Annotated in this window: 23 protein-coding genes; 14 read left to right on the top strand and 9 right to left on the bottom strand. The window is 35.9% G+C overall.

All coding sequences use genetic code 11. The annotated features are described in order from the left end of the window. Positions 1–51 precede the first annotated feature (51 nt). The 4 genes from ybeY to A9G41_RS10330 all read right to left on the bottom strand — a co-directional run bounded on the left by ybeY (position 52) and on the right by A9G41_RS10330 (position 2,819). The gene (gene ybeY / locus A9G41_RS10315) at positions 52–519 is read right to left on the bottom strand and encodes an rRNA maturation RNase YbeY (protein ID WP_065581446.1); all 468 of its coding nucleotides are present in this window, start codon (positions 517–519) and stop codon (positions 52–54) included. Positions 520–542: 23 nt separating this feature from the next. After that, the gene (rlmH, locus tag A9G41_RS10320; protein WP_065581445.1) at positions 543–1,013 is read right to left on the bottom strand and encodes a 23S rRNA (pseudouridine(1915)-N(3))-methyltransferase RlmH; all 471 of its coding nucleotides are present in this window, start codon (positions 1,011–1,013) and stop codon (positions 543–545) included. Positions 1,014–1,017: 4 nt separating this feature from the next. Further along, positions 1,018–1,365 (bottom strand): ribosome silencing factor, encoded by a 348-nt coding sequence (rsfS, locus tag A9G41_RS10325; RefSeq protein WP_065567927.1) that lies wholly within the window; start codon positions 1,363–1,365, stop codon positions 1,018–1,020. 368 nt (positions 1,366–1,733) lie between these two features. Continuing rightward, complete coding sequence (locus tag A9G41_RS10330; protein WP_065581443.1) at positions 1,734–2,819, bottom strand: ankyrin repeat domain-containing protein; 1,086 nt, start codon at positions 2,817–2,819, stop codon at positions 1,734–1,736. A 155-nt stretch (positions 2,820–2,974) separates the two neighbouring features. On the opposite strand from A9G41_RS10330, the gene A9G41_RS10335 reads away from it, so the two are divergent. Together A9G41_RS10335 and gapA are read left to right on the top strand one after the other, a co-directional pair. Continuing rightward, positions 2,975–3,343 carry a hypothetical protein gene (locus A9G41_RS10335; protein WP_065581442.1) on the top strand — a complete coding sequence of 123 codons (369 nt, stop codon included), beginning with the start codon at positions 2,975–2,977 and terminating at the stop codon, positions 3,341–3,343. 900 nt (positions 3,344–4,243) lie between these two features. Further along, complete coding sequence (gene gapA, locus A9G41_RS10340) at positions 4,244–5,239, top strand: glyceraldehyde-3-phosphate dehydrogenase (RefSeq protein WP_065567930.1); 996 nt, start codon at positions 4,244–4,246, stop codon at positions 5,237–5,239. Positions 5,240–5,380: 141 nt separating this feature from the next. On the opposite strand, the gene cspE is transcribed toward gapA, so the two are convergent. The 3 genes from cspE to yjgA all read right to left on the bottom strand — a co-directional run bounded on the left by cspE (position 5,381) and on the right by yjgA (position 7,112). After that, positions 5,381–5,590 (bottom strand): transcription antiterminator/RNA stability regulator CspE, encoded by a 210-nt coding sequence (gene cspE / locus A9G41_RS10345; RefSeq protein WP_025315032.1) that lies wholly within the window; start codon positions 5,588–5,590, stop codon positions 5,381–5,383. A gap of 390 nt (positions 5,591–5,980) precedes the next feature. Then, positions 5,981–6,511, bottom strand: a complete 531-nt coding sequence (ppa, locus tag A9G41_RS10350) for an inorganic diphosphatase (protein WP_065567931.1) — start codon at positions 6,509–6,511, stop codon at positions 5,981–5,983. A gap of 64 nt (positions 6,512–6,575) precedes the next feature. After that, positions 6,576–7,112 carry a ribosome biogenesis factor YjgA gene (gene yjgA / locus A9G41_RS10355; protein WP_065581441.1) on the bottom strand — a complete coding sequence of 179 codons (537 nt, stop codon included), beginning with the start codon at positions 7,110–7,112 and terminating at the stop codon, positions 6,576–6,578. A 77-nt stretch (positions 7,113–7,189) separates the two neighbouring features. Here yjgA and pmbA point away from each other — a divergent pair, with 77 nt between their 5' ends. The 5 genes from pmbA (at position 7,190) to recG (ending at position 14,960) form a co-directional block, all read left to right on the top strand. Continuing rightward, complete coding sequence (gene pmbA / locus A9G41_RS10360; RefSeq protein ID WP_065581440.1) at positions 7,190–8,542, top strand: metalloprotease PmbA; 1,353 nt, start codon at positions 7,190–7,192, stop codon at positions 8,540–8,542. Between the two features lie 8 nt (positions 8,543–8,550). Then, the gene (locus tag A9G41_RS10365; RefSeq protein WP_141672028.1) at positions 8,551–10,293 is read left to right on the top strand and encodes a SulP family inorganic anion transporter; all 1,743 of its coding nucleotides are present in this window, start codon (positions 8,551–8,553) and stop codon (positions 10,291–10,293) included. A gap of 150 nt (positions 10,294–10,443) precedes the next feature. Next, positions 10,444–10,734, top strand: coding sequence for a DNA-directed RNA polymerase subunit omega (rpoZ, locus tag A9G41_RS10370; protein ID WP_065567934.1), 291 nt, complete (start codon positions 10,444–10,446; stop codon positions 10,732–10,734). Positions 10,735–10,752: 18 nt separating this feature from the next. Then, complete coding sequence (spoT, locus tag A9G41_RS10375) at positions 10,753–12,861, top strand: bifunctional GTP diphosphokinase/guanosine-3',5'-bis pyrophosphate 3'-pyrophosphohydrolase (protein WP_065581439.1); 2,109 nt, start codon at positions 10,753–10,755, stop codon at positions 12,859–12,861. 5 nt (positions 12,862–12,866) lie between these two features. Further along, positions 12,867–14,960 (top strand): ATP-dependent DNA helicase RecG, encoded by a 2,094-nt coding sequence (gene recG / locus A9G41_RS10380; RefSeq protein ID WP_065581438.1) that lies wholly within the window; start codon positions 12,867–12,869, stop codon positions 14,958–14,960. A gap of 90 nt (positions 14,961–15,050) precedes the next feature. On the opposite strand, the gene ulaG is transcribed toward recG, so the two are convergent. Then, a complete protein-coding gene (ulaG, locus tag A9G41_RS10385) occupies positions 15,051–16,118 on the bottom strand; it encodes an L-ascorbate 6-phosphate lactonase (protein ID WP_065581437.1) in 1,068 nt (355 codons plus the stop codon). A 26-nt stretch (positions 16,119–16,144) separates the two neighbouring features. Further along, complete coding sequence (gene ulaR / locus A9G41_RS10390) at positions 16,145–16,906, bottom strand: HTH-type transcriptional regulator UlaR (protein ID WP_075539637.1); 762 nt, start codon at positions 16,904–16,906, stop codon at positions 16,145–16,147. 475 nt (positions 16,907–17,381) lie between these two features. Here ulaR and A9G41_RS10395 point away from each other — a divergent pair, with 475 nt between their 5' ends. The 7 genes from A9G41_RS10395 (at position 17,382) to lysA (ending at position 23,682) form a co-directional block, all read left to right on the top strand. After that, entirely contained in the window at positions 17,382–19,103 is a 1,722-nt protein-coding gene (locus A9G41_RS10395) for a PTS ascorbate-specific subunit IIBC (RefSeq protein WP_442903295.1), read from the top strand. 23 nt (positions 19,104–19,126) lie between these two features. Further along, on the top strand, positions 19,127–19,600 hold the full coding sequence (locus A9G41_RS10400; RefSeq protein ID WP_065588447.1) for a PTS sugar transporter subunit IIA: 474 nt from the start codon (positions 19,127–19,129) through the stop codon (positions 19,598–19,600). Between the two features lie 3 nt (positions 19,601–19,603). Further along, complete coding sequence (locus A9G41_RS10405) at positions 19,604–20,296, top strand: L-ribulose-5-phosphate 4-epimerase (protein WP_065588448.1); 693 nt, start codon at positions 19,604–19,606, stop codon at positions 20,294–20,296. A 16-nt stretch (positions 20,297–20,312) separates the two neighbouring features. Beyond that, positions 20,313–20,957, top strand: a complete 645-nt coding sequence (locus A9G41_RS10410) for a 3-keto-L-gulonate-6-phosphate decarboxylase UlaD (protein ID WP_065588449.1) — start codon at positions 20,313–20,315, stop codon at positions 20,955–20,957. A gap of 65 nt (positions 20,958–21,022) precedes the next feature. Beyond that, complete coding sequence (locus A9G41_RS10415; RefSeq protein WP_065588450.1) at positions 21,023–21,931, top strand: L-ribulose-5-phosphate 3-epimerase; 909 nt, start codon at positions 21,023–21,025, stop codon at positions 21,929–21,931. 317 nt (positions 21,932–22,248) lie between these two features. Beyond that, a complete protein-coding gene (lptM, locus tag A9G41_RS14055) occupies positions 22,249–22,416 on the top strand; it encodes an LPS translocon maturation chaperone LptM (protein ID WP_141672029.1) in 168 nt (55 codons plus the stop codon). 12 nt (positions 22,417–22,428) lie between these two features. Then, positions 22,429–23,682, top strand: a complete 1,254-nt coding sequence (gene lysA, locus A9G41_RS10420; protein ID WP_065588451.1) for a diaminopimelate decarboxylase — start codon at positions 22,429–22,431, stop codon at positions 23,680–23,682. Positions 23,683–23,752 lie beyond the last annotated feature (70 nt).

Genomic DNA, 23,752 nt, shown 5'->3' on the forward strand with positions numbered 1-23,752 from the left:
GTTTAGTTAGCTAAATTGTCATTGAATTACTAAACTGCCCATTGAGTATTTTTATTCATCAACGGGTTGATAAGGATCTTCAAATCCTAACTGCTGCATGATATCAATTTCGATATTTTCCATTTCTTCGGCTTCTTCGTCAAGAATATGATCATAACCCAGCAAATGTAAACAACCATGCACAATCATATGCGCCCAGTGTGAGGTTAGTGATTTATGTTGTTGTACAGCTTCAGTTTCCACAACTTGCTTACAAATAATGAGGTCGCCCAATAAAGGAACCTCAATCTCAACGGGAGATTCAAACGGAAAAGATAAAACATTAGTTGGTTTATCTTTATGGCGATAAGTATAATTTAACTGCTGGCTTTCTTGTTCATCAACAATACGGATAGTCAGCTCGGCGTTATCCATAAACTGAGGTAAAATAACGTCTAACCATTGCAAAATTTGTGCTTCGCTGGGTAAATTCTGTTGCTCTTTTGTAGCAATTTGTAAATCTAAAATAATGGCGCTCATCTTATTTTGTTTACCTTATGTTATTATTCACGGTGATAAGGATGATTAGCGGTTAGGCTCCAAGCGCGGTAGAGGCTTTCAGCCACAATAACACGCACTAAAGGGTGGGGAAGTGTCAAGGGCGACAGTGACCAACTCTGTTCTGCCGCTGCTTTGCAAGCTGGGGACAAACCTTCTGGCCCACCAATTAATAAACTCACATCACGCCCATCAATTTTCCAGCGTTCTAACTGCTCGGCTAAATGGTGCGTGGTATAAGGCTTACCTGGAATATCAAGCGTTACAATACGATTGCTTTTACCGCAAGCACCTAGCATTGCCTCGCCTTCTTTATCTAAAATTCGGACAATATCTGCATTTTTGGTGCGCTTGCCTGCGGGGATTTCAATAAGTTCTAAAGGCATATCTTTAGGGAATCGTGACTGATAATCACCAAAAGCAGTGGTAACCCAGTTTGGCATTTTATTGCCAACAGCAATAAGCTGTATTTTCACGTAATTAACTCCAAAGTTTCTCAAGTTCGTAAAGCTGGCGGCTTTCTTCTTGCATGATATGTACAATCACTGAATCCATATCAACTACAACCCAATCTGCATCACTTTTTCCTTCACTGCCTAATACCAAATGGCCTTGTTTTTTTGCTTCATCAAGCAAATGGTTGGCGATAGACGAAACATGACGGTTAGACGTCCCCGTACAAATAATCATATAATCAGTAATGCTTGATTTACCACGGACATCAAGGGTAACAATATCTTTACCTTTTAAATCATCAATTTTATCAATAATAAAATCTTGTAACGACTGTTGCAAAATAATCTCTCTTATTAAAAAATAAAGCGTCATTATAACATATATTATTAAAAATAACGGTGATGATAAAATTTGGCGAGAAATAGTTTGTCAAACAGTTTCAGATAATCTATGCATTTCAGTAAAAAGTTCGCAACCTAGTCTACACATAAAAACACTATTGTCTTCTCTACAAAAGCAGACATTCTTACGCTAAAAAATTATTCAGAAAAACAATTGATTTTATTAGTTTTTTATTTTATAAAAAATAATTCCTTTTTTACCCCAAAAGACTCATGCTATGCCTTGCTTGGTGTTAGCATCTGCCCCCAACAGTTTGAGGTACTATTTTGTCTGGGGAAAATTAGCGACAATGGCGACGCAAATTCTTATGAAAAAAATTTGAACATCTGATCATTGCTTTACATATCATCATATACCCCATCTATTATATTATTGATATGTTTTTCTGGGTGCTTAATAAATTCTTTCCAAGAACAAATTTTAGCAAATATTTGGTGCTCAGGATCGATATAGCAAATTGCTTTTTCTGCTGGAGACCAAACAATGTATAGCTCATAACCGTCAACTTCTTCTATCAAAGAAATTAGTTTTTTCCTTTTCCATTTCATCTCCAGCAAATCGATAAAATTATAAAAAGTAATGTATTTTGAATAACAATCTTTTCCTGAAAAATGAATTTTACCTGGCGATGTTTTAAGATATGTCAACATATCCGCAGGCATTTTATAGCTTTTTAGGCGCTTTAGTTTTTCTTGCTCATTATGCCATTCAATTGGCTCTAATGATTTTAGCAATTGCATCAAATTTGTATTTTTATTCGTTGCAGCAAGAGAATATGGGCGATCACCATATTTATCAGTAATGGTAATATCGGCTCCACATTTTATAAGATATTCGGCAAGTTCGGTGTGATCGTGTCTGACCGCTTCTATCAACGGTGTTGGAGAATAAGGGAAAACCGTATCGGGTTGGTGATAATTAACATCGGCTCCCATTTCTACCCACATTTTTGTTTCTTCTATGTTTCCATCTGATGCGCTGGACCTAAGCGCAGCACCGCCATATTGTTTTACCGTTACTCCGTATTGCTCAAATAGCGCTATATTTTCATAATTTTTCCCGTAATGAATGCGGATTAATATTTCCGAATATTTTTTTAGGGGAAGAAAATCAAGCGCATTATTTTTTAGCAAAAGATCTGTAATTTTACCATCGCTATATTGTGCTGCCTTTTCGATAATGGTAAAACGACCAACATCCAAAGACACTTTATTTTCTAATAACCACTTAAAAACAGTAAAATTATTTGTGACAACAGCAAGCTCCAAAGGTGTTATATCTGTATATTCACCAAGGTGGATTTTTTCATTTATATCCCAGTTGGCATCATATAAACTTTGCATTTTTTCGATATTTGTTTCATATATGGCAACAGCTGGTTCAGGCATCGTTTCAAAGTTGCCAATGTGTTTTATGTTGTACATTTATAATCCTGTTTCATATTGTAAAAATACTTATTATTATATATATAATTTCTGAATTTAGCTAAATTAAAACAGTAAATTAAACAAAACATTCTATTTTTTACTGTACTTTTAGAACACATTATAGTGCCAGATTTTTTAAGGAATTTTCCCAAATGAATAATAACAAACTTAATGAAATTAACCATTATTTATCGGATCCAATCAACTTTGATTTTTTAAAAGCATTAAATGCAGACCAAGCATTAGATCTAAGAGATGAACCTGAGTTTGATAATCAATGGGTGAATAGCTTTAATACCTTAAACAAAAAAAGTTTTAAAAAGGAAGAAATCGAACTTATTAATATATTAAGAGAAAAAGCATTCAAACTGTCTTTTCAACTAATTAATCATTTTGAAATTGCGTCTCAAATATCTGACGATATAGAAATAATAGCGAAAAGTTTTCTTGCTCAAGAATATAATAACTGGGCAGTTACGCACTTATGGTCGGCTTATAAAAACAAAAAATTTCCAGTATAAATAGCCCAACGCATAGCAAAATAAACAAAAAAAGGATAACAGGTATATTTTTATGGACAAGAAACAATTAATTATTGATGAACAAAAATACCCAATTAACGCTAAAGATTGCTTGCTATCGCTTGATGAAAAAAGAAAAATTACTTTCCTTAGTTTAGGAGAATCAGCTTAGAAGAATTCAATCACTTTTGGGACGTAACATTTCCATTTAACCACTTAACCCCAATGCCCCATCCTTTTGTTCTGTTATAGAAAAAACGAATTTAGACTTTAATGCCCCAAAAAACTCGTTATTTTTTAACAACAAACTCACCGATACCGCATTAATTTTTTTCGGGAAACAAGCAAGCGCCATTGTTCCAGTGAATATTTTTATAAGATTCTGGAAAGACTTTTTCTACCCTAGTGATGAAACAAGCATTCTTTTAATTAACAATAAAAATAAAACTATTTTTCTTATGAAGGCACCTCTTTTTACGCAGAGATCTTAAATGGATAAAAGGCCGAAAAAGGTTGAATTACGGCAAATAGCACCTTACCAGTTGGTAGCATATTCTGGGGCTGAGTAAGTATGGCGTTAGGTTTGTTGGGTAAAAATCGGTGATTTTTATAAAAAAACAAAAAAATAAAAACTTAAATAAAATCAATGATTTTTCTGACTTATTTTTAAGTGCAAGAATGCCTCATTTTTCACGCTCTTTCGCGTTTATGATTTTTATTCAGAATTATTTAATAACATAATGATTTTATTTGTATTAATTCAAAAAGTTTGCATATGTTTTAATCTATTTAATCAAATCGTGGTTAATTATTAGGAATCTTCTTGAATAAGTCTTTAAAATTTGATAGTTTACAGGAAAGATTTTTAACATTAAAAACACTAAAAAGAAGGTAATTGTTATGACTATTAAAGTAGGTATTAATGGTTTCGGCCGTATCGGTCGTATTGTTTTCCGTGCTGCTCAAAAACGTTCAGACATCGAAATTGTTGCTATCAATGACTTATTAGATGTTGAATATATGGCTTACATGCTTAAATATGATTCAACTCATGGTCGTTTTGATGGTACTGTTGAAGTTAAAGACGGTAAATTAGTGGTTAACGGTAAAACAATCCGTGTTACTGCAGAACGTGATCCTGCAAACTTAAAATGGGACGAAGTAGGTGTTGATGTTGTTGCTGAAGCAACTGGTTTATTCTTAACTGACGAAACTGCTCGCAAACATATCCAAGCTGGTGCCAAGAAAGTTGTTTTAACTGGTCCTTCAAAAGACAACACGCCAATGTTCGTTATTGGTGTTAATGATAAAGAATATGCTGGTCAAGATATCGTTTCTAATGCGTCATGTACGACTAACTGTTTAGCCCCTTTAGCTAAAGTTATTAACGATAACTTTGGTATTGTTGAAGCATTAATGACAACCGTTCATGCAACAACCGCAACTCAAAAAACAGTTGATGGTCCATCTCATAAAGATTGGCGTGGTGGTCGTGGTGCGGCTCAAAACATCATCCCTTCATCAACTGGCGCGGCTAAAGCGGTAGGTAAAGTTATCCCTGAGTTAAACGGTAAATTAACAGGTATGGCTTTCCGCGTTCCAACACCAGACGTTTCTGTTGTTGATTTAACTGCTCGTTTAGAAAAACCAGCTAAATACGAAGATATTTGTAAAGCAATCAAAGCAGCTGCTGAAGGCCCAATGAAAGGTGTGCTTGGTTATACTGAAGATGACGTTGTATCTACCGATTTCTTAGGTGAAGTTTGTACATCTGTATTTGATGCTAAAGCGGGTATCCAATTAAGCGATAACTTCGTTAAATTAGTATCTTGGTATGATAATGAAGTTGGTTATTCAAACAAAGTATTAGATTTAATTGCTGTTGTTTCTAAATAATTAGTATTTATTGGTTGAAAAGCGACTTTGAGGTCGCTTTTTTTATGCTAAATTTTGAGTAATTTTAGGTTTACTTGGGATAAAAAACGCCCACCTTAAGGTGAGCGTTTTGCTAGTATGGAAATAAATTAGTTAGATAAACTAAATAACAACAACTTCAGCTGCTGCTGGTCCACGAGGGCTATCTTGGATCGCAAATTCAACTTGTTGCCCTTCAGCTAAGGTTTTAAAGCCATCACCTGAAATAGCAGAAAAATGAACGAATACATCTTTGCTTCCATCCGCAGGAGTTATAAAACCAAAACCCTTACTTTCGTTAAACCATTTTACTTGGCCTGTTTTTTTATTCATTTACTAGACATCCTAACAATAATTAATAATTAGCCTTTTAGGCTCGTATGGGCTTTAACACTGTATTAATTATGTAACTCAACACCATGATAAAGCTATCAAAATTACATTATTAAAGTTAATTGATTTCATAATTTCAACGTTGTTGTTTACCCAGTGCTATTACCGCATAAATTATAATCAAAAGCAAGATGTTAATAATAATTTTTTTTCTTAGAATATAGTTTTTTCTTAAATTTTTAGATAATTACCTAGAAATTGATAAAAGACAAATTATTGCATGATTCAAGTGCTGAAATTACTTCAAAAGTTGGCGTATTATAAAATAAAAAAGCCATAAAATATTATTTTATGGCTTTGGATTAACAGTGACTTTTTTGTTATTCAATTTTATTTGTTTTTTGCTCGTTCAAATGACTCAAGTATTTCTTTACGAGCTGCATCGGCATTGTCCCAACCGTCAACTTTTACCCATTTACCTTTTTCTAACGCTTTGTATTGCTCAAAAAAGTGTTTAATTTGTGATTTAAGTAGTTCAGGTAAATCATCAACATCTTTAATGTGATCATATTCTTTTGACAGTTTAGTGTGAGGTACAGCAACAAGTTTTGCATCTTGACCAGCTTCGTCTGTCATTTTTAATACACCAACAGGGCGACAACGAATCACTGAGCCTGGTTGTAATGGATATGGCGTTGGGACTAAAACATCAACAGGATCACCATCTAATGATAATGTATTATTGATATAACCATAGTTGCATGGGTAAAACATCGCTGTTGCCATAAAACGGTCAACAAATACAGCACCAGTATCTTTATCGACTTCATATTTTATTGGATCAGCATTAGCCGGAATTTCAATCACAACGTAAATATCATCAGGTAATTCTTTACCAGCAGGTACATTTAAAAGTCCCATTTTTGTATCCTCTATCTAAGTTAGTATAGTGTTTGTTAATAACAGTAAGCGCACATTATAAAGATTATTCTGTATCACTCAATTTTTTTAAATGTTGAAAAATTTGCCTTGCCGTTTTGGTGGGTTTATTGGCTTCTTGCTCTTTTTTAGCTAAACGCGCTAAGGTACGCAGTTGCTGGCGATTGGCTGTTGGATATAAGCTCATGATAGTTTCCGCATCGCCTGTTGCAATCAGGTCATCTCGTAGTTTTTCGAGTTTATGAAATAAAGAAATTTGTTGATTATGACGATTTTTGAGCTTATCAAGGGCTTGGCTAATGGGATCGATATCTCGGCTACGTAGTAGCTTGCCAATGTATTGGATTTGTCTGCGATACCCTTCTTTTTTTATTTTTTGAGCAAGTTCAATAGCATAAATAAGATCTTCATCGAGAGGAATTTTTTCCAGTTCGTTTTTGCTTAAATTAACAAGCTCAACACCTAATTTTTTTAGCGCTTCCGCATCACGTTTGATTTCGCTTTTACTAACGTAAATGATTTCATCGTCTTGGGTGTCAATAGCAAAGTTGGGTTCTAAATTTGTCTCTTGATTATGATTCATATTATTTCTTTTGTTAACTAATATTCAATTCTAGCTTATTATAACGTATCACTAGCAGAATTGTAGAAAATAATAAAATGAGTATTGAACAAATTAAAAAAGAAGCGATAAACCAAAAAGAAAATTTATCAGCTATTGTCGCTAATGCTATTAAGCAAGCAAAGTCACGAGTGGATGCCGTTGAAGTATCGATTAATCAATCAACGGGTATTAGTGTTAGCACCCGAATGGGGGATACCGAAAATGTTGAATTTAATAGTGATGGGGCATTATCCATTACTGTTTATCAAAACCAACGTAAAGGCAGTGCATCAACCAATGATTTATCCCCTTCGGCGATTTTGCAAACGGTGGATATGGCGATTAATATTATGCAATATACATCACCCGATCCTTGTTCTGGTTTGGGCGATGTAAGCCAAATGGCATTTAATCCTCCTGATTTGGATTTATTTTATCCAAGTGATTTAAATGTCGATAATGCCATTGAACAGGCAAAACAAGCTGAATTAACCGCACTCAATCATTCAAAACTAATTAGCACTGATGGTGGTTATTTTAGTAGCCGATATGGTGTTTATGTTTATGGTAATAGTTTAGGAATGCTACAAGGTTATTGTGCAAGTTCACATTCGCTTTCATGTTCAGTTATTGCCGAACAAGCAGGGCAGATGGAAAGTAATTATGCTTATACCTCGTCACGTGATTTTAGTGAATTAAAATCAGCAAGTTGGGTGGGTACGCAAGCAGCTGACAGAGCAATATCGCATTTAGGTGCTAAGCAAATCGCAACCATGCAAGCCCCAGTACTGTTTAGTGCTGAAGTTGCTGTTGGGCTTATTAGGCATTTAGTCAATGCCATCAGTGGTGGCGCAATTTATCGTAAATCCTCATTTTTATTAGACTGTGTTGGGCAGGCTATTTTTCCTAAATGGCTGACTATTTATGAAGATCCTTATATTTTAAAAGGTATTGGCTCTTCGCCTTTTGATAGTGAGGGCACAAAAACAGTTAAGCGTAATATTGTTGAGCAAGGCGTGTTGCAAACTTATTTATTAAGTAATTATTCAGCGCGTAAATTGGGTTTAACATCAACAGGTCATGCAGGTGGGATTCATAATTGGCTTATCTCGCCTAGCCAAACTCATGCTAGCTTTGATGATATGCTTAAAAAACTGGATAAAGGCGTTGTCGTTACTTCGTTAATGGGACAAGGTGTTAATAGTGTAACTGGCGATTATTCACGCGGAGCCACTGGATTTTGGGTTGAAAATGGGCAAATCCAATATCCTGTTAGCGAAATTACTATTGCCGGCAATCTTAAAGATATGTATAAAAACATTGTGGCAATAGGTAATGATGTCGAAACGAGAACTAATATTCAATGTGGTTCGATTTTGATTGATAATATGAGCATAGCTGGAAAATAAGGATTAGTATGGGTCGTTTTTTTAACAATGCTTTTTTTCAAAAATTAGCTTTGTGGATGCCAGGGTTAAGTAGCCTATTACAGTATAAGCGAGAATATCTTAATTTTGACATTAAGGCGGGTTTATCGGTCGCGGCAGTTTCGTTACCAGTGTCAATTGCTTATGCTGAATTGACAGGTGTTGGTGCTATAGCAGGACTATATTCGACCATTTTGCCTTTAATTGCCTATGCACTTTTTGGATCTTCGAAACAACTGATTGTCGGACCTGATACGGCAACATGTGCTGTCGTTGCGGCTGTTGTGTTGCCGTTAGCAGCTAATGATCCCATATTACGTTGGCAATTAGTCATGATATTAACAATAATGATTGGTATTTGGTGTATTATCGCAGGAAAGCTACATCTTGGCGCTTTGGCTGACTTGCTTAGCCAGCCTATTTTAATTGGTTTGCTTAATGGTATTTCAATCACCATTATGGTTGATCAGTTAGCAAAAACACTTGGTTTTAGTTATGATTATTCTTATCTGATTGAGCGAATCGTTTATTTACCTTTTAAAATATCGCAAATCCATATAGCCACTGCACTAGTTTCATTTTTTACTTTGTTTATTTTAATTGCTTTAAAGCGATTAAAACCGTTATATCCAGCGCCACTATTAGCCGTCATTGTGATGACATTTTTTTCATGGTTATTTAATTTTGAGTATTTTAATATTCGTATTATTGGCAATGTTAGTGGAGATTTGATTCCTGCCAAATCATGGCTTGATTTTGATAAAGGGTTGATGCGTGATTTAGTTGTGCCCTCACTGAATATTGCTATCATTTGTTTTGTTAGTATGATGATAACCGTGCGCAGTTTCGCATCCAAAAATAACTATGAAACCAACGCCGATATCGAATTTAAAGCGCTAGGTGTGGCTAATATTGTAGCGGGGTTATCACAAGGTTTTGTTGTTAGTGGTACCTCATCAAGAACAGCTGTTAATGATGCCAATGGTGGTAAAACTCAGCTAGTTTCAATTATTGCTGCAATATTAATTGGTATTGTCGTGTTGTTTTTTCTTTCGCCTTTACAATATATTCCCACTTGTGTATTAGGCATAATTTTGATTTATTCATCCATTTCATTAATTAATTTTCAAACAATCCTCCGCTTTTTTAAATTTGATCGAGATGCGTTTTATTTAAGTTTAACAACACTGATTTCAGTTCTTGTGATAGGTATTATTCCCGGTATGGCACTGTCGGTGTTACTTGGGATATTTTTATTTTTGCGCCGTGTATTTAGGCCGAAAGATCAATTATTAGGTGTTGATGCAAGTGGTCGAATTCATTCAATAAACCAAGGTGTTAAACCAATCAATAATACTCTGATTTATCGATTTAACTCTCCACTAACTTATTTTAATATTGCCTATTTTAAACGGAGAATTATTAGTTATATTGATGAAGCAAAAGAGCCAATAAACTATGTGATTGTTGATGCAATTCCTTGTTTTACTTATAAAGACGTGAGTGTGTTGTCAGGAATCGATGAATTAGTAAGATCCTTAAAAGTAAGAAACACCATGTTAATCTTATCAGGTCGGCGTAAAACACTCAAAAATTGGTTTAAACAAATGAATATTAAGCTTGATAACGATCATATTGATTTTGCTTATGATCTTTATTTTGCTGTGAGATTAGTTCAAAGTAAAAAGCATATGGATAATAAAATTGATGATGAATATGAAAAGTTATCGTAATCAATGATAAGAACCTAGCAATTTTTTATTATCTAAGATCTCTTTATTTCAATGTATAAAACAATATTAATATAGACAAATCACTACAAATTTAAGTAGAATATCAGATCTTTCAAATAAAGCATTTTAGTAAACAATTTAGAGGTGAAAATGGCACGTGTAACTGTTCAAGATGCAGTAGAAAAAATTGGTAATCGCTTTGATCTCGTTATTGTAGCAGCAAGACGCGCTCGTCAATTACAAGTTGAAAATAAATCTCCACTGGTTCCGGAAGAAAACGACAAAGAAACGGTTGTTGCTTTACGCGAAATTGAAGAAGGCCTTGTTAATAAACAAATTCTCGATATTGCTGATTTCCAAGCGCGTCAAGATGAAGAAGCAGAAGCACGTGCAACACTTCATGAGTCGATTCTTCTCGAAAACACACCATCATACGAATAAGCTTTACAGGAATTGCTTATGCAATATTTTGATAGCTTAAAAGAGGTTGTAGCATCTTATCTTCCTGCTAAAAAAGTGGAATTGATACAAGATGCTTATCTTTTTGCTAAAAATGCACATGAAGGGCAATTCCGATGCAGTGGTGAGCCTTACATCACCCACCCTGTTGCAGTTGCAACAAATTTAGCTGAGATGCGGCTTGATTATGAAACAATTATTGCCGCACTTTTACACGACACTATCGAAGATACTCCGGTTACCTTTCAAGATATTACGAATAAATTTGGTAAACATGTTGCCATTTTAGTTGAAGGTGTTTCTAAACTTGATAAATTAAAATTCCGTAATAGACAAGAGGCACAAGCTGAAAATTTTCGGAAAATGGTGCTTGCCATGACCGAAGATGTGCGTGTTATTTTAATTAAACTAGCTGACCGTACCCATAACATGCGCACACTCTGTGCCTTAAGATCTGACAAGCGCCGTCGCATTGCCAAAGAAACTCTCGAAATTTATGCCCCTTTAGCTCATCGTTTGGGCATTAATCATATTAAAACAGAGCTTGAGATTTTGGGCTTTACCGCAATGCATCCAAATCGTGCCAAAGTGATTGAAAAAGTAATTAAAACCGCGCGAAATACACGAAAAGAGCTTATCCAACAAATTTTGTCTGAAATACGTAATCGATTATTAGATGCTCATATTGACGCCGAAGTTACTGGTATCGAAAAAAACATTTATGCGATTTATCAAAAGATGAAATTGCGTGAGCAGCAGTTTCATTCCATTATGGATATTTATACGTTTAGAATTGTAGTAAAGGACGTTGATGCTTGTTATCGCGCTCTTGGGTTAGTGCATAATCTTTATAAGCCACGGCTTAATCGTTTTAAAGACTATATAGCGATCCCCAAAGCGAATGGTTATCAGTCATTACATTCATCGTTAATTGGACCTCATGGAACACCTGTTGAAGTACAAATCCGCACTGAAGATATGGATCAAATGGCTGAAATGGGCGTTGCTGCTCATTGGGCATATAACGAAACCGATGAAATGAACAATACTACCACGCAAATTAAAGCTCAGCGCTGGATGCAAAGTTTATTAGAATTACAACAAAGTGTGGGTAACTCTTTCGAATTTATCGAAAATGTAAAGTCTGATTTGTTTCCTAAAGAAATTTACGTTTTTACCCCTAAAGGGCGTATTGTTCAGCTACCTGAAGGCGCAACAGCAGTTGATCTTGCCTATGCAGTCCATTCTGATATTGGTTATCAGTGCATTGGTGCAATTGTTGATCGTAAACCTTATCCTCTATCGCAACCATTAAGTAGTGGTCAAACTGTTGAAATTATTACTTCATCGGAAGGGCGACCTAATGCTAATTGGTTAAGTTTTGTAGTTAGTGCTAAAGCAAAATCTCGAATTCGTCATGCGCTTAGGACACTTAAACGTGAAGATGCAATTAAATTGGGACGACGTTTACTCGATCTTTCGTTAGTTAAATCTGGCGGTATTAGTGAGTTATCATCAAATCAAAAAGCTCGTGCAGCTGAGTTAGCTAAATTGCCAACTTTTGATGATGTTTTGTCCGAAATTGGGCTAGGCAATATTATGAGCCATTTTATAGCTAAAGGATTAGAACATAAATCGCTATTACAAAATAAAACAGAACCCAATAAAACACTAGTTATCACGGGTAGTGAAGGCGTTTTGGTTACGTTTTCTAAATGTTGTCATCCTATTCCAAATGACCCTATCGTGGGACATGTCAGCCCAGAAAAGGGACTGATAGTGCATCACGAATCTTGTCGAAATATTTCAGACTATCAAAATAATCCAGGAAAATATATTCCACTTAAATGGGCGCCAGATATTTTTCAACGCTTTGTTGTTGAAATTTGGGTTGATATTTTAAATGTTCAAGGCGCTTTAGCGAATCTCCTTTCAATTATTAATGATGAAAATACCCACTTGCAGTGGTTAAATACCGAAGAAAAAGACAGACAAATTTATACCATCATTTTGCAAATAGAAGTAAAAAACACTCAGCAACTTAGTGAATTAATGCGGAAAATATCGCTACAGTCCGATGTAGTGAGCGTGACAAGAAATATAAATTAGTCATTATGATAAATCGATTTTTTGATCATTTGCCGTTGATAAAATTAACGGGGATTGGTGCAAGTTTAGAAAAAAAATTTAATACATTAGGTATTTATACCGTCAAAGATCTGTTATTGCATTTCCCTTTACGTTACGAAGATCGTACGTCGTCTTGTTCCATTGGCGATGCGGTTATTGGTGAGTTCACTACAATAGAAGGCGCTATAATCAAAAGTGAAGTTGCCTTTAAGCGTCGACAAATGTTAATTTGCTATATTCAAGATGATTCGGGCGTTGCCGTATTACGATTTATGCATTTTACACCCAGCATGAAAGCTTCTTTGATTAAAGGAAAATGGGTGAGTGCGTATGGCGAGATAAAACGTGGCAAAAATTATATTGAAATTATCCACCCACAATTTAAATTTAAAGCCAATGGAAACGAGTCATCAGTCAGGTTAGATGATACTCAAGAAAAATATACACCCATTTATTCAACGACCTATGGACTATCTCAAGCATTGATTCGACGGTCAATTATGGCAGCACTTTTGTTGTTAAAAAATAATCCGCCTAATGAAATTTTACCAGCAAAGCTAGCATGCCACTTTTTGCCAGTATTGGATTCTTTAAATATTGTACATAACCCGCCTATTGATACTCATATTGAACAATTAATGTCGGGCGAACACCCAGCTATTAAACGATTTATTTTTGAAGAATTGATTGCTTATCATTTAAGTATGTTGATGCTAAAAAAGCATAATCAAAAACAGCAAGCACATCTGTTTTCTCCAAATCAATGTTTGATTAAACCGTTTTTATCATCATTGCCTTTTACACCCACTTGTGCTCAGCAACGTGTTGTGCAAGAGATTTATCAAGACATGGCAAAACCAGTACCTATGATGCGATTAATTCAGGGGGATGTTGGTTCAGGCAAAACATTAGTTGCTGCATTAGCTGCATTAAATGCTATTGAAAATGGTTGTCAGGTAGTATTAATGGCGCCGACAGAAATATTAGCAGAGCAACATTATAACAATTTTAGTACTTGGTTTGCACCGTTGGGGATTAGTGTTGATCTGTTGTCGGGGCGATTAACGGCTAAACATAAACGACAGTGTTATGAACGTATTCAAAATGGTGACAGCACGTTATTAATTGGTACTCATGCGGTGTTTGTTGATAAAGTGGAGTTTAACTCGTTAGGATTAGTCATTATTGATGAACAGCATCGCTTTGGTGTAAACCAGCGTCTAAGCCTGTGGGAAAAAGGTATTAAAGATAATTTCTTTCCACATCAATTAATTATGACCGCAACACCTATTCCTCGAACATTAGCAATGACCGTCTATGCTGATTTAGATGTTTCAGTTATTGATGAATTACCACCAGGGCGAACACCAATTACTACGGTAGTAATACCAAATACTCGTCGAGATGAAATTATTGAACGGGTAAACCAAGCTTGTTTAGCAAATCGTCAAGTTTATTGGGTGTGTACTTTAGTCGAAGAGTCCGAAACACTTGATGCGCAAGCGGCCGAAATGCTGGTTACCGAATTACAAGCCCGTTTACCCCATTTAAGTATTGCGTTAGTACATGGCAAAATGAAATCGGATTTAAAACAATCCGTCATGCAAGCTTTTAAAGCTGGGAACATCCAATTACTTGTTGCAACAACAGTTATTGAGGTTGGTGTTGATGTGCCTAATGCTAGCTTAATGATCATTGAAAATGCTGAGCGATTGGGTTTAGCTCAATTGCATCAATTACGTGGACGAGTTGGACGAGGATCAGCCGTATCGCATTGTGTATTGATGTATCAAGCCCCCCTAAGTAAAGTTGCTCAAGCACGCATGAAGGTGATGCGTGAAAGTAATGATGGTTTTGTTATTGCACAAAAAGATCTTGAACTTCGTGGCAGTGGCGAAATTTTAGGTACCCGGCAAATGGGTATAGCTAATTTTAAGGTTGTCGATTTGGTTCGTGATCAACATTTGATTAGCCAAGTGCAACAAGCCTCTTATGACATTCAAAAACACTACCCGCAAAGTGCTACTCAACTAATTGATTGCTGGTTGCCAGATCGTGAAAGATACATTAATGTTTAATTAATTGGAGTAAAGAGATTGATGTGTGGACGGTAAAAAGCATTGTTTGAATCAGTCCACACATTGAAGCCTAATAATTATATTAGCCAATTATAAGAATGATCGATACGGCAATTCTGGTTCATCGGTAAAAATATCTCTAAAGCCACGGTAATGCTGATAATGCATTTTATGTTTATCGGTTGGATAAGTGTATCTACCACCAACTTGCCAGAAGAAAGGCGTAAATCGATAATCAAGACGATCTTTCTTCATTTGCCATAATACTTCAATTTCGCGTGGGTCACTTTGAAAGTTTGCCCAAATATCGTGATGGAAAGGGATCACAACTTGAGTATTAAGCGATTCAGCAGCACGTAAAATATCGGCTGATGTCATTTTATCCGTCACTCCTCGCGGGTTTTCACCATAAGATAGTAATGCCACGTCAATTTTGTAGTCATTGCCATGTTTGGCATAATAGTTAGAGTAGTGGGAATCGCCCGAGTGGTACAACGAACCTCCTGATGTCTCAAATAGATAATTAACTGCTCTATCATTCATGCCATCTAAAATAGATTTGTCGGTAGATGAAACGCCTTTTGGCAAAGTAACTAACGATGTTCTATCAAAAGAGTCTAATACGCGAATTGTAATATCACCAACCTCAATCGTTTCCCCCACTTTGGCAACAATACAACGATCATCTGGCACGCCCCAGCTTTTCCACAATTCTACACAAGCTTTCGGGCCAATAAATTTTACTTTTGGTGAACAGTTTTGAATAACTGCTGCAGCAACATTGACATCAATATGATCGGCATGATCATGAGTTGCCATCACTGCATCAATTTCTTTAATTGCAAAAGGATCAAGAACAAATGGGCTAGTTCTTAAGTTTGGTTGCAATTCACGGACTCCACCCATTCGCATCATTTGATGCTGTTTGTTCATTAATGGATTTGCGTGAGTTTTTTTACCAGTGCCACACCAAAAATCAACAGAAATATTGGTATTACCCGCTGATTTTAGCCAAATCCCCGTACAAGCAAGCCACCACATAGTAAATGTATTGGGTTTGACCTCTGTTGTTTCGATCTCCTCATTAAGCCACGTTCCCCATTCAGGAAATGTATTTAATATCCACGATTCACGGCTAATTTCATTTACTTTACTCATACTCTGTTCCTTCTACAATTTAATTGTTAAACTAAAATAACCTCAACGCCTTGCTCCTTAATGCATTCAATTACGTCCTTATTAGCTTGTTTTCCTGTGATTAAAATATCTATTTTATTAATAGGGCAAAAAAGCATGCCTGAATTGGCTTTGGTATCAATTTTGGAGCTATCAACTACAACAACTAATTTCTCGGTTTTTTCCAATATCTGTTGTTCAGCTACAGCGCCTAATATTTCGTTTTTATAAAGACCTGTTGGTGTTAATGTTTTACCACTGGTAAACATCCACTTGCCAGCATAAGAATCGGTTATGTTAGCAATAGGATTAAGAATAATATTTTGTGTTTTGTTATATAATCCTCCCATAATGATGACATTTTCATGATCATGCTCAATTAAGTAACAAGCTAATGGAAAATAATTAGTAATAATTGAAACATTTTTACCGCACAGTTCACGGCCAAGTAAAAAAGCCGTAGAACCGCAATTTATAACAATATTTTCGTCACAGTTGCATAATTGTGCAGCTCGAATTGCAATACGGGCTTTTTCGTGATAATGATCGGTATTATTACTATCAATCGGTACCCAAATTGGTTTTATTTCTTCTAATCGCATAATACCATTGCGGACTTTTTTAACGCGACCTTCCTGATCTAGCTTAGTAATATCGCGCCTTGCTGTTGCTGGCGATATAGCAAATTTTGCGATTAATTCGAACACTCTAACCATACCTTTTTCGTTGACTAACGCTACTATTTCATTATGTCGTGCAATTTCGTTCATTTTTTCTTACATTTCATTTTGATTAAATATGATTATTTTATCGTAATTTTTATTTGTATTATTGTCAATTGCTATAATTTTATTTATTAATACTAATATTTTTTAATTTGTTGATAATAATAATTTTAATTTTCTTTGTCTTTATATTTTATTTAAGTTGTGATGCTGATCACATATGAAATTATAGTTTGTTAAGAAAAGTGATCCTTGTCAAAACAATCATAAATAATCATTGAATGATTTATTTTGATTGTGGAATATAACAAGTGTTTTTAATGAGCGATGATAAATAAAGTAAAGTAATCAGCGGTTCCATTCATTTACTTTACAGATTATAAGAAACTTGATGAAAGGCAATTAAATGAAACTCAATATCAGAGGTGAGTGTTGTTCGAGCAGTAAAAATGTCAATAACCGATGAGAGGAACATATGGAAGTAATTTATAACGTATTTTATATTTTTTATAGTCAAGTGATGACAAAAGCACCTTTGTTACTTGGCTTGGTGACAATGCTTGGTTATTGTCTATTACGTAAAGATATAACCACCGTGTTAAAAGGCACGATTAAGACCATTGTTGGATTTATGTTATTACAGGTTGGATCTGGCGTTTTGGTATCAACATTCAAACCTGTTATTGCTAAATTGGCAGAATACCATGGCATTAAAGGCTCTATCATTGATACTTATGCATCAATGGTCGCCGTCGAAACAGGTATGGGCGAATGCTATTCATGGGTTGGCTATTCTGTTTTGCTTGCATTAGCGATTAATATTATTTTGGTGGTATTTCGACGTTTAACCGGAATTCGAACCATTATGTTAACTGGCCATATTATGTTCCAACAGGTTGGTTTAATTGCACTATTTTATTTCCTTTTTGGTTACAGCATGTGGGAAACTATCATCTATTCGGCCATTATCACTGCGCTTTATTGGGGAATATTTTCGAATATGATGTTTAAGCCGACCGAGGCCGTTACTGGGGGAGCAGGGTTTTCAATAGGCCACCAACAACAATTCGGTTCTTGGATAGCGGTTAAATTAGCGCCAAAATTGGGGGATAAAAACGATACAGTTGATAATCTAAAATTGCCAAAATGGTTGCATATCTTTCATGATAGTATTGCCGCAACTACAATTGTGATGACAATTTTCTTTGGTATTATCTTGCTGTCATTTGGGTTAGATAATTTACAAACAATGGCAGGATCCACCCATTGGGCCATTTACATCTTTGAAACAGGGCTTAAATTTGCCGTCGCAATTCAAGTTATTGTTGGTGGGGTGCGTATGTTTGTTGCTGAATTGTCCGAAGCTTTCAAAGGTATTTCAGAAAAGCTAATTCCTAATGCGGTATTAGCTATTGACTGCGCGGCAATTTATGCTTTTTCACCTAATGCGATGGTGTTTGGTTTTATTTGGGGGGCTTTAGGGCAATTCTTAGCGATTGCATTATTACTCATCTTTAAATCGCCAATTATGATTATTCCAGGCTTTATACCAATGTTTTTTTCGAATGCAACCATTGGTGTATTTGCCAACCATTTTGGTGGTTGGAAAGCCGTAATGAAGATCTGTTTTGCCATGGGAATGATAGAGGTATTAGGCTCTGCTTGGGTAATTCATATCTTTGCTCAAAACGGTACGTCGATTGATTCATGGATGGGGATGGCAGATTGGGCGATTTTATTTCCACCGATTTTACAGGCTTTATCTATTTCACACTTATTTATCTATGTTCTTATTGTTCTAGCCCTGATTTATATGTTTTTTGCTGCTAGACAGCTTCGCCAAGAAGAGGCTAACTCTACAAATCAGCCTGAAGTCAACGATAAACATCAAGATGTCAATGAATCAGTACTTGAAAAAATGGATAAGGTCGCCGTGAGTGAAGGTCGCCCAATTCGTATCTTGGCAGTATGTGGGAGTGGGCAAGGCTCTTCAATGATGATGAAAATGAAGATTGCTAATTATTTAAATAAAAAAGGCATCCCAAACGAAATGGATTCTTGTGCAGTGACTGATTATAAATCACGTTTACCCAATGTCGATATCATTGTCGCATCTAAACATCTTATTCATGAAATTGAGGTGAATGAAGGTCAACATGCGTTAGGCGTACAAAATATGTTAAATCCACAAACTTTTGGCGATGAGCTGATAAAGCTGATTGAACAAGTGTTTTCTAAATGATTTTAAATACTAAGGAGTGCACCATGGCTTTAAAAGAATCACTAATTGACAATAACTCTATTTTACTCAAAGCAAATGCTGCAACTTGGCAAGATGCCATTAAGCTAGGCACTGATATGCTAGTCGCCTCTAAAGCAATAGAGCCGTCGTACTACGATGCTATTGTTCGCTGTGTCAAAACAATGGGGCCTTATATTATTATTGCACCAAACTTTGCCATGCCTCATGCAAGGCCTGAAGATGGAGTAAATCGTACAGCTTTTGCTTTAGTTACCTTAAAAAAACCTGTCTATTTTGATGGTGAAGCTGAGCCTGTCGATGTTTTAGTGACATTAGCGGGTAGCACATCGGATCAGCATATGAAAGGATTAATGGAGGTCACTCAAATTTTAGATGATGAAAACAGTGAAACAGGGGTTGATCTAGATAAATTAAGGCGTTGTAACACCAAAGAAGATGTTTATGCCGTTATTGATCGCGCCTTAAATGGAGGTTAAATCATGTATCAAGCATTAAAAGAACGGGTGTTGAATGCTAATTTATTGTTACCTAAATATCATTTAGTGACTTTTACTTGGGGTAATGTCTCTGAAATCGATCGTGAAAAAGGCGTTATCGCCATCAAGCCTTCTGGTGTTGAATATAGCAATATGAAACTGGATGATATTGTGGTTATTTCGCTAATGGGGGATATTGTGGAGGGAAAATTAAATCCTTCAAGCGATACCGCAACGCATATTGAATTGTATAAAGCATTTCCACAAATTGGTGGTATTGTGCATACCCATTCTCGTTATGCCACTATTTGGGCACAAGCGGAATTAGACATCCCTGCACTAGGTACGACGCATGCCGATTATTTTTATGGTGATGTGCCTTGTACGCGTGCACTAACCGATAGTGAAATTGCAATCGATTATGAAAAAAATACTGGATTAGTCATTGTAGAAGAGTTTAAACGCCGAGGCCTAGATCCCGTAGCAATGCCAGGGGCTGTTATCTCTGGTCATGCTCCATTTTGTTGGGGTAAAAATGCGTTAGATGCAGTGCATAATGCGGTCGTACTTGAAGAAGTAGCTATGATGGCTCTTTCCACTCGGCAACTTAATCAAACAATCAAAATTCAACAAACGTTATCTGATAAGCACTATTTTCGCAAACACGGTGCGAATGCTTACTATGGTCAAAAATAGCAAATAGGAGAACAACATGGCAGCACCTAAATTACAAATCGCATTAGATCAAACCGAATTAGCGCCAGCATTAGACGTGGCAAAAAATGTAGCGGGTTTTGTCGATATCATTGAAGTGGGAACCATTCTTGCTTTTGGTGCAGGTATGCAAAGTGTAAAACGGTTAAGAGAACTTTATCCCAATCATATTTTAGTATGCGATTTAAAAACCACTGATGGTGGTGCGATATTGGCAAAAATGGCTTTTTCCGCAGGTGCAAACTGGTTAACAGTTTCAGCTGCTGCGCATATTGCTACTGTCGAAGCTTGTAAAAAAGTAGCTGATGAGTTTAAAGGCGAAATTCAGATCGAATTATACGGGCATTGGACATTAGAAGATGCTAAAGCTTGGCGTAACCTTGGCATTAAGCAAGCAATATACCATCGCTCTCGTGATGCTGAACTTGCTGGTATTGGTTGGGGTGAAGATGATATAACAAAAATGCGTCAATTATCTGATTTAGGACTTGAACTTTCAATCACCGGTGGCATTGTGCCAGAAGATATTCACTTATTTGCAGGCATAAAAACTAAAGCGTTTATTGCTGGTCGTGCGCTTGCTAATGAAAACGGTCAACAAACTGCGCAAGCATTAAGAACGCAGATCGCAAAATATTGGTAACAACAGCATGCAGTTGAAAAAATCAGCTGCATGGTATTTTTTCATATAAAAAATGGGTTATCACAATGCCACAAAGTAACGATATATTAGAAAAACGGTATCAAATCAAAAACACGCCTCGAATAGGCATTTACGAAAAAGCCTTACCTAATCAACTATTATGGCAAGAGAAATTACAAATAGCCAAAAACTTAGGATTTGATTTTATCGAAATGTCGATCGATGAATCAGATGAACGCCGCGCCCGATTAGATTGGTCTGACGAAGAGATCTATTCACTTAGGCATCAATGTGAAAAAATCGGCATTCCGCTACATTCCATGTGCTTAAGTGCGCATCGTAAATATCCATTTGGTTCAGCTAATCATGATACCCGCAATGAAGCTAAAAGCATTATGGATAAAGCGATTACACTAGCTTACAAATTAGGGATAAGAGTGATCCAGCTAGCGGGTTATGATGTCTATTATGAACCCGCTGACTTGCAAACGCATCAACGTTTTATTAAAGGTATGCAGTGGGCCGTTAAGCAAGCTGAGCGAGCAGGGGTGATGCTGGCGGTTGAAATTATGGATACACAATATCTTAATAGTTTAAGCAAGTTCGAAATTTTAAAAAAAGAAATCAACTCGCCTTATTTTATGGCTTACCCTGATGTAGGCAATATTACCGGATGGAATTACGATACTTGTACCGAGCTTATGTTAAGTCGTGATCATATTGTGCAGATTCATTTAAAAGATACCTATAAAGTTAGGTCGAATTATCTTGGTCAGTTTAGGGATCTTGTTATTGGTGAAGGTGAGGTCGATTTTACCGCTATCTTCAAAACGCTTAGAGCCATGAATTATGTGGCTCCCCTAGTTATCGAAATGTGGGCGAACGATGATAATTGGGAAACTAATATTATTACTGCGCAAAAAAGATTAAAGCTAATAGGTGATAGAACCAATTTTCCTATTTTTGACAAGTAAACTAACCTTTTTTTAATCCACAGTTAGAATCAGTTCTTGTACTATGACAACACAATATTAAGTTCTACCAAAATAATTCAGCGGTAGAGCTTAATATGAAATTGTTTAACGTGTGTTAAGGTATATGAATCAATAACAACAAGACCACAACAAGAACACAATTAACCGTTTTGGCATTTTACTTATTGCAATACGCCATCGACTTACTAATTTTATCTATCGGTTTATCTAGACTTGATTAATTACACTTTGCACTGCTATGGGTATCGTGTAATATAGATAGCATCATAAAAAATCGAAATAATCTTGAATACGATATGAAATTAACTATAAAATTACTCTCTATCTTTTGGATTACGTTAGTTTTAATGGGGTGTGGATTAAAAGGGCCGCTTTATCATCCAGTTGAAACCGCATCGATAGTACAGTTTAAAACTGCAACAACAGCTTCAATTCAGTCTGATTCATTGATTAGAAAAATATAAAGGAATAAAGGGATGGATTTTCTGCATTATCAGCAGGGTCACTTATTTGCTAATCAAATAGCTATAGCGGATCTTGCAAAACAGTATGGTACTCCATTGTATGTTTATTCAGCAGATCACATAAGCAAACAGTTTTTAGCCTATGAACAGGCATTGGCTGCTAATAAACATTTAGTTTGTTACGCTGTTAAAGCGAATAGCAATTTAGCTGTTTTAAGTTTATTGGCAAAATTGGGATCGGGCTTTGATATTGTTTCACAAGGTGAATTAGAACGAGTATTAAAAGCAGGCGCTGATCCTAAAAAGATCGTGTTTTCTGGCGTGGCTAAATCAATCGTTGAAATTGAACGCGCGCTTGAAGTTGACATTAAATGCTTTAATGTTGAGTCTGAGCCTGAATTATATCGAATTGATGAAGTTGCAAAAAGATTAGGTAAAATCGCACCGATTTCATTGAGGATTAATCCTGATGTGGATGCTAAAACACATCCTTATATATCAACAGGCTTGCGCGAGAATAAATTTGGTATTAGTTATCAGTTAGCGTTGGATATTTATGAAAAAGCACGATCATTAGCGCATATTAATATTGTAGGTATTGATTGCCATATTGGTTCGCAATTAACCCAATTGTCACCATTTCTTGATGCTGCTGATCGCATTCTTGCTTTAGTTGATAAATTACAATCCAATGGTATTTTTATTAAACATATCGATTTTGGTGGTGGTTTAGGCGTTTGTTATGACAACGAGCAACCTCCGACAGCATTGCAACTCGTCACCGAGTTAAAGAATAAATTAGTTAATTACCCTGATATTGAAATTCTGTTTGAACCAGGGCGATCTATTGTTGCTAATTCAGGTTTGTTAATCACTAAAGTTGAATATACCAAACACCAAGATAGCAACCACTTTGCGATTGTCGATGCGGGGATGAATGATTTAATTCGTCCAGCACTGTATGAAGCTTGGATGAACGTATTGCCTGAAAAACAACCGCAAGCTAGCGATGAGCCATTCATATACAATGTTGTTGGTCCTATTTGTGAATCTAGTGATGTTCTGGCCTATCAGCGTGCGCTTTCGGTTAAGCAGGACGATTTGTTGGTAATTTGTAGTGCTGGTGCTTATGGGTTTTCTATGGCATCGAATTACAATAGTCACCCAAGACCTGCTGAAGTGATGCTAATTAATGAACAACAGCATAAATTAATTCGCCAACGTGAGTCTTTGGATGATTTATGGCGAGGGGAAGTGGTTTTATAGCATTTATAAATAGTGGAAGGGTTAATAATCTCCATACAATATTCTTCTTTGCGTGGGTACGAGTTAACAG

It is taken from the genome of Gilliamella sp. Nev5-1, assembly GCF_001690895.1.
Classification (GTDB): domain Bacteria; phylum Pseudomonadota; class Gammaproteobacteria; order Enterobacterales; family Orbaceae; genus Gilliamella; species Gilliamella apicola_C.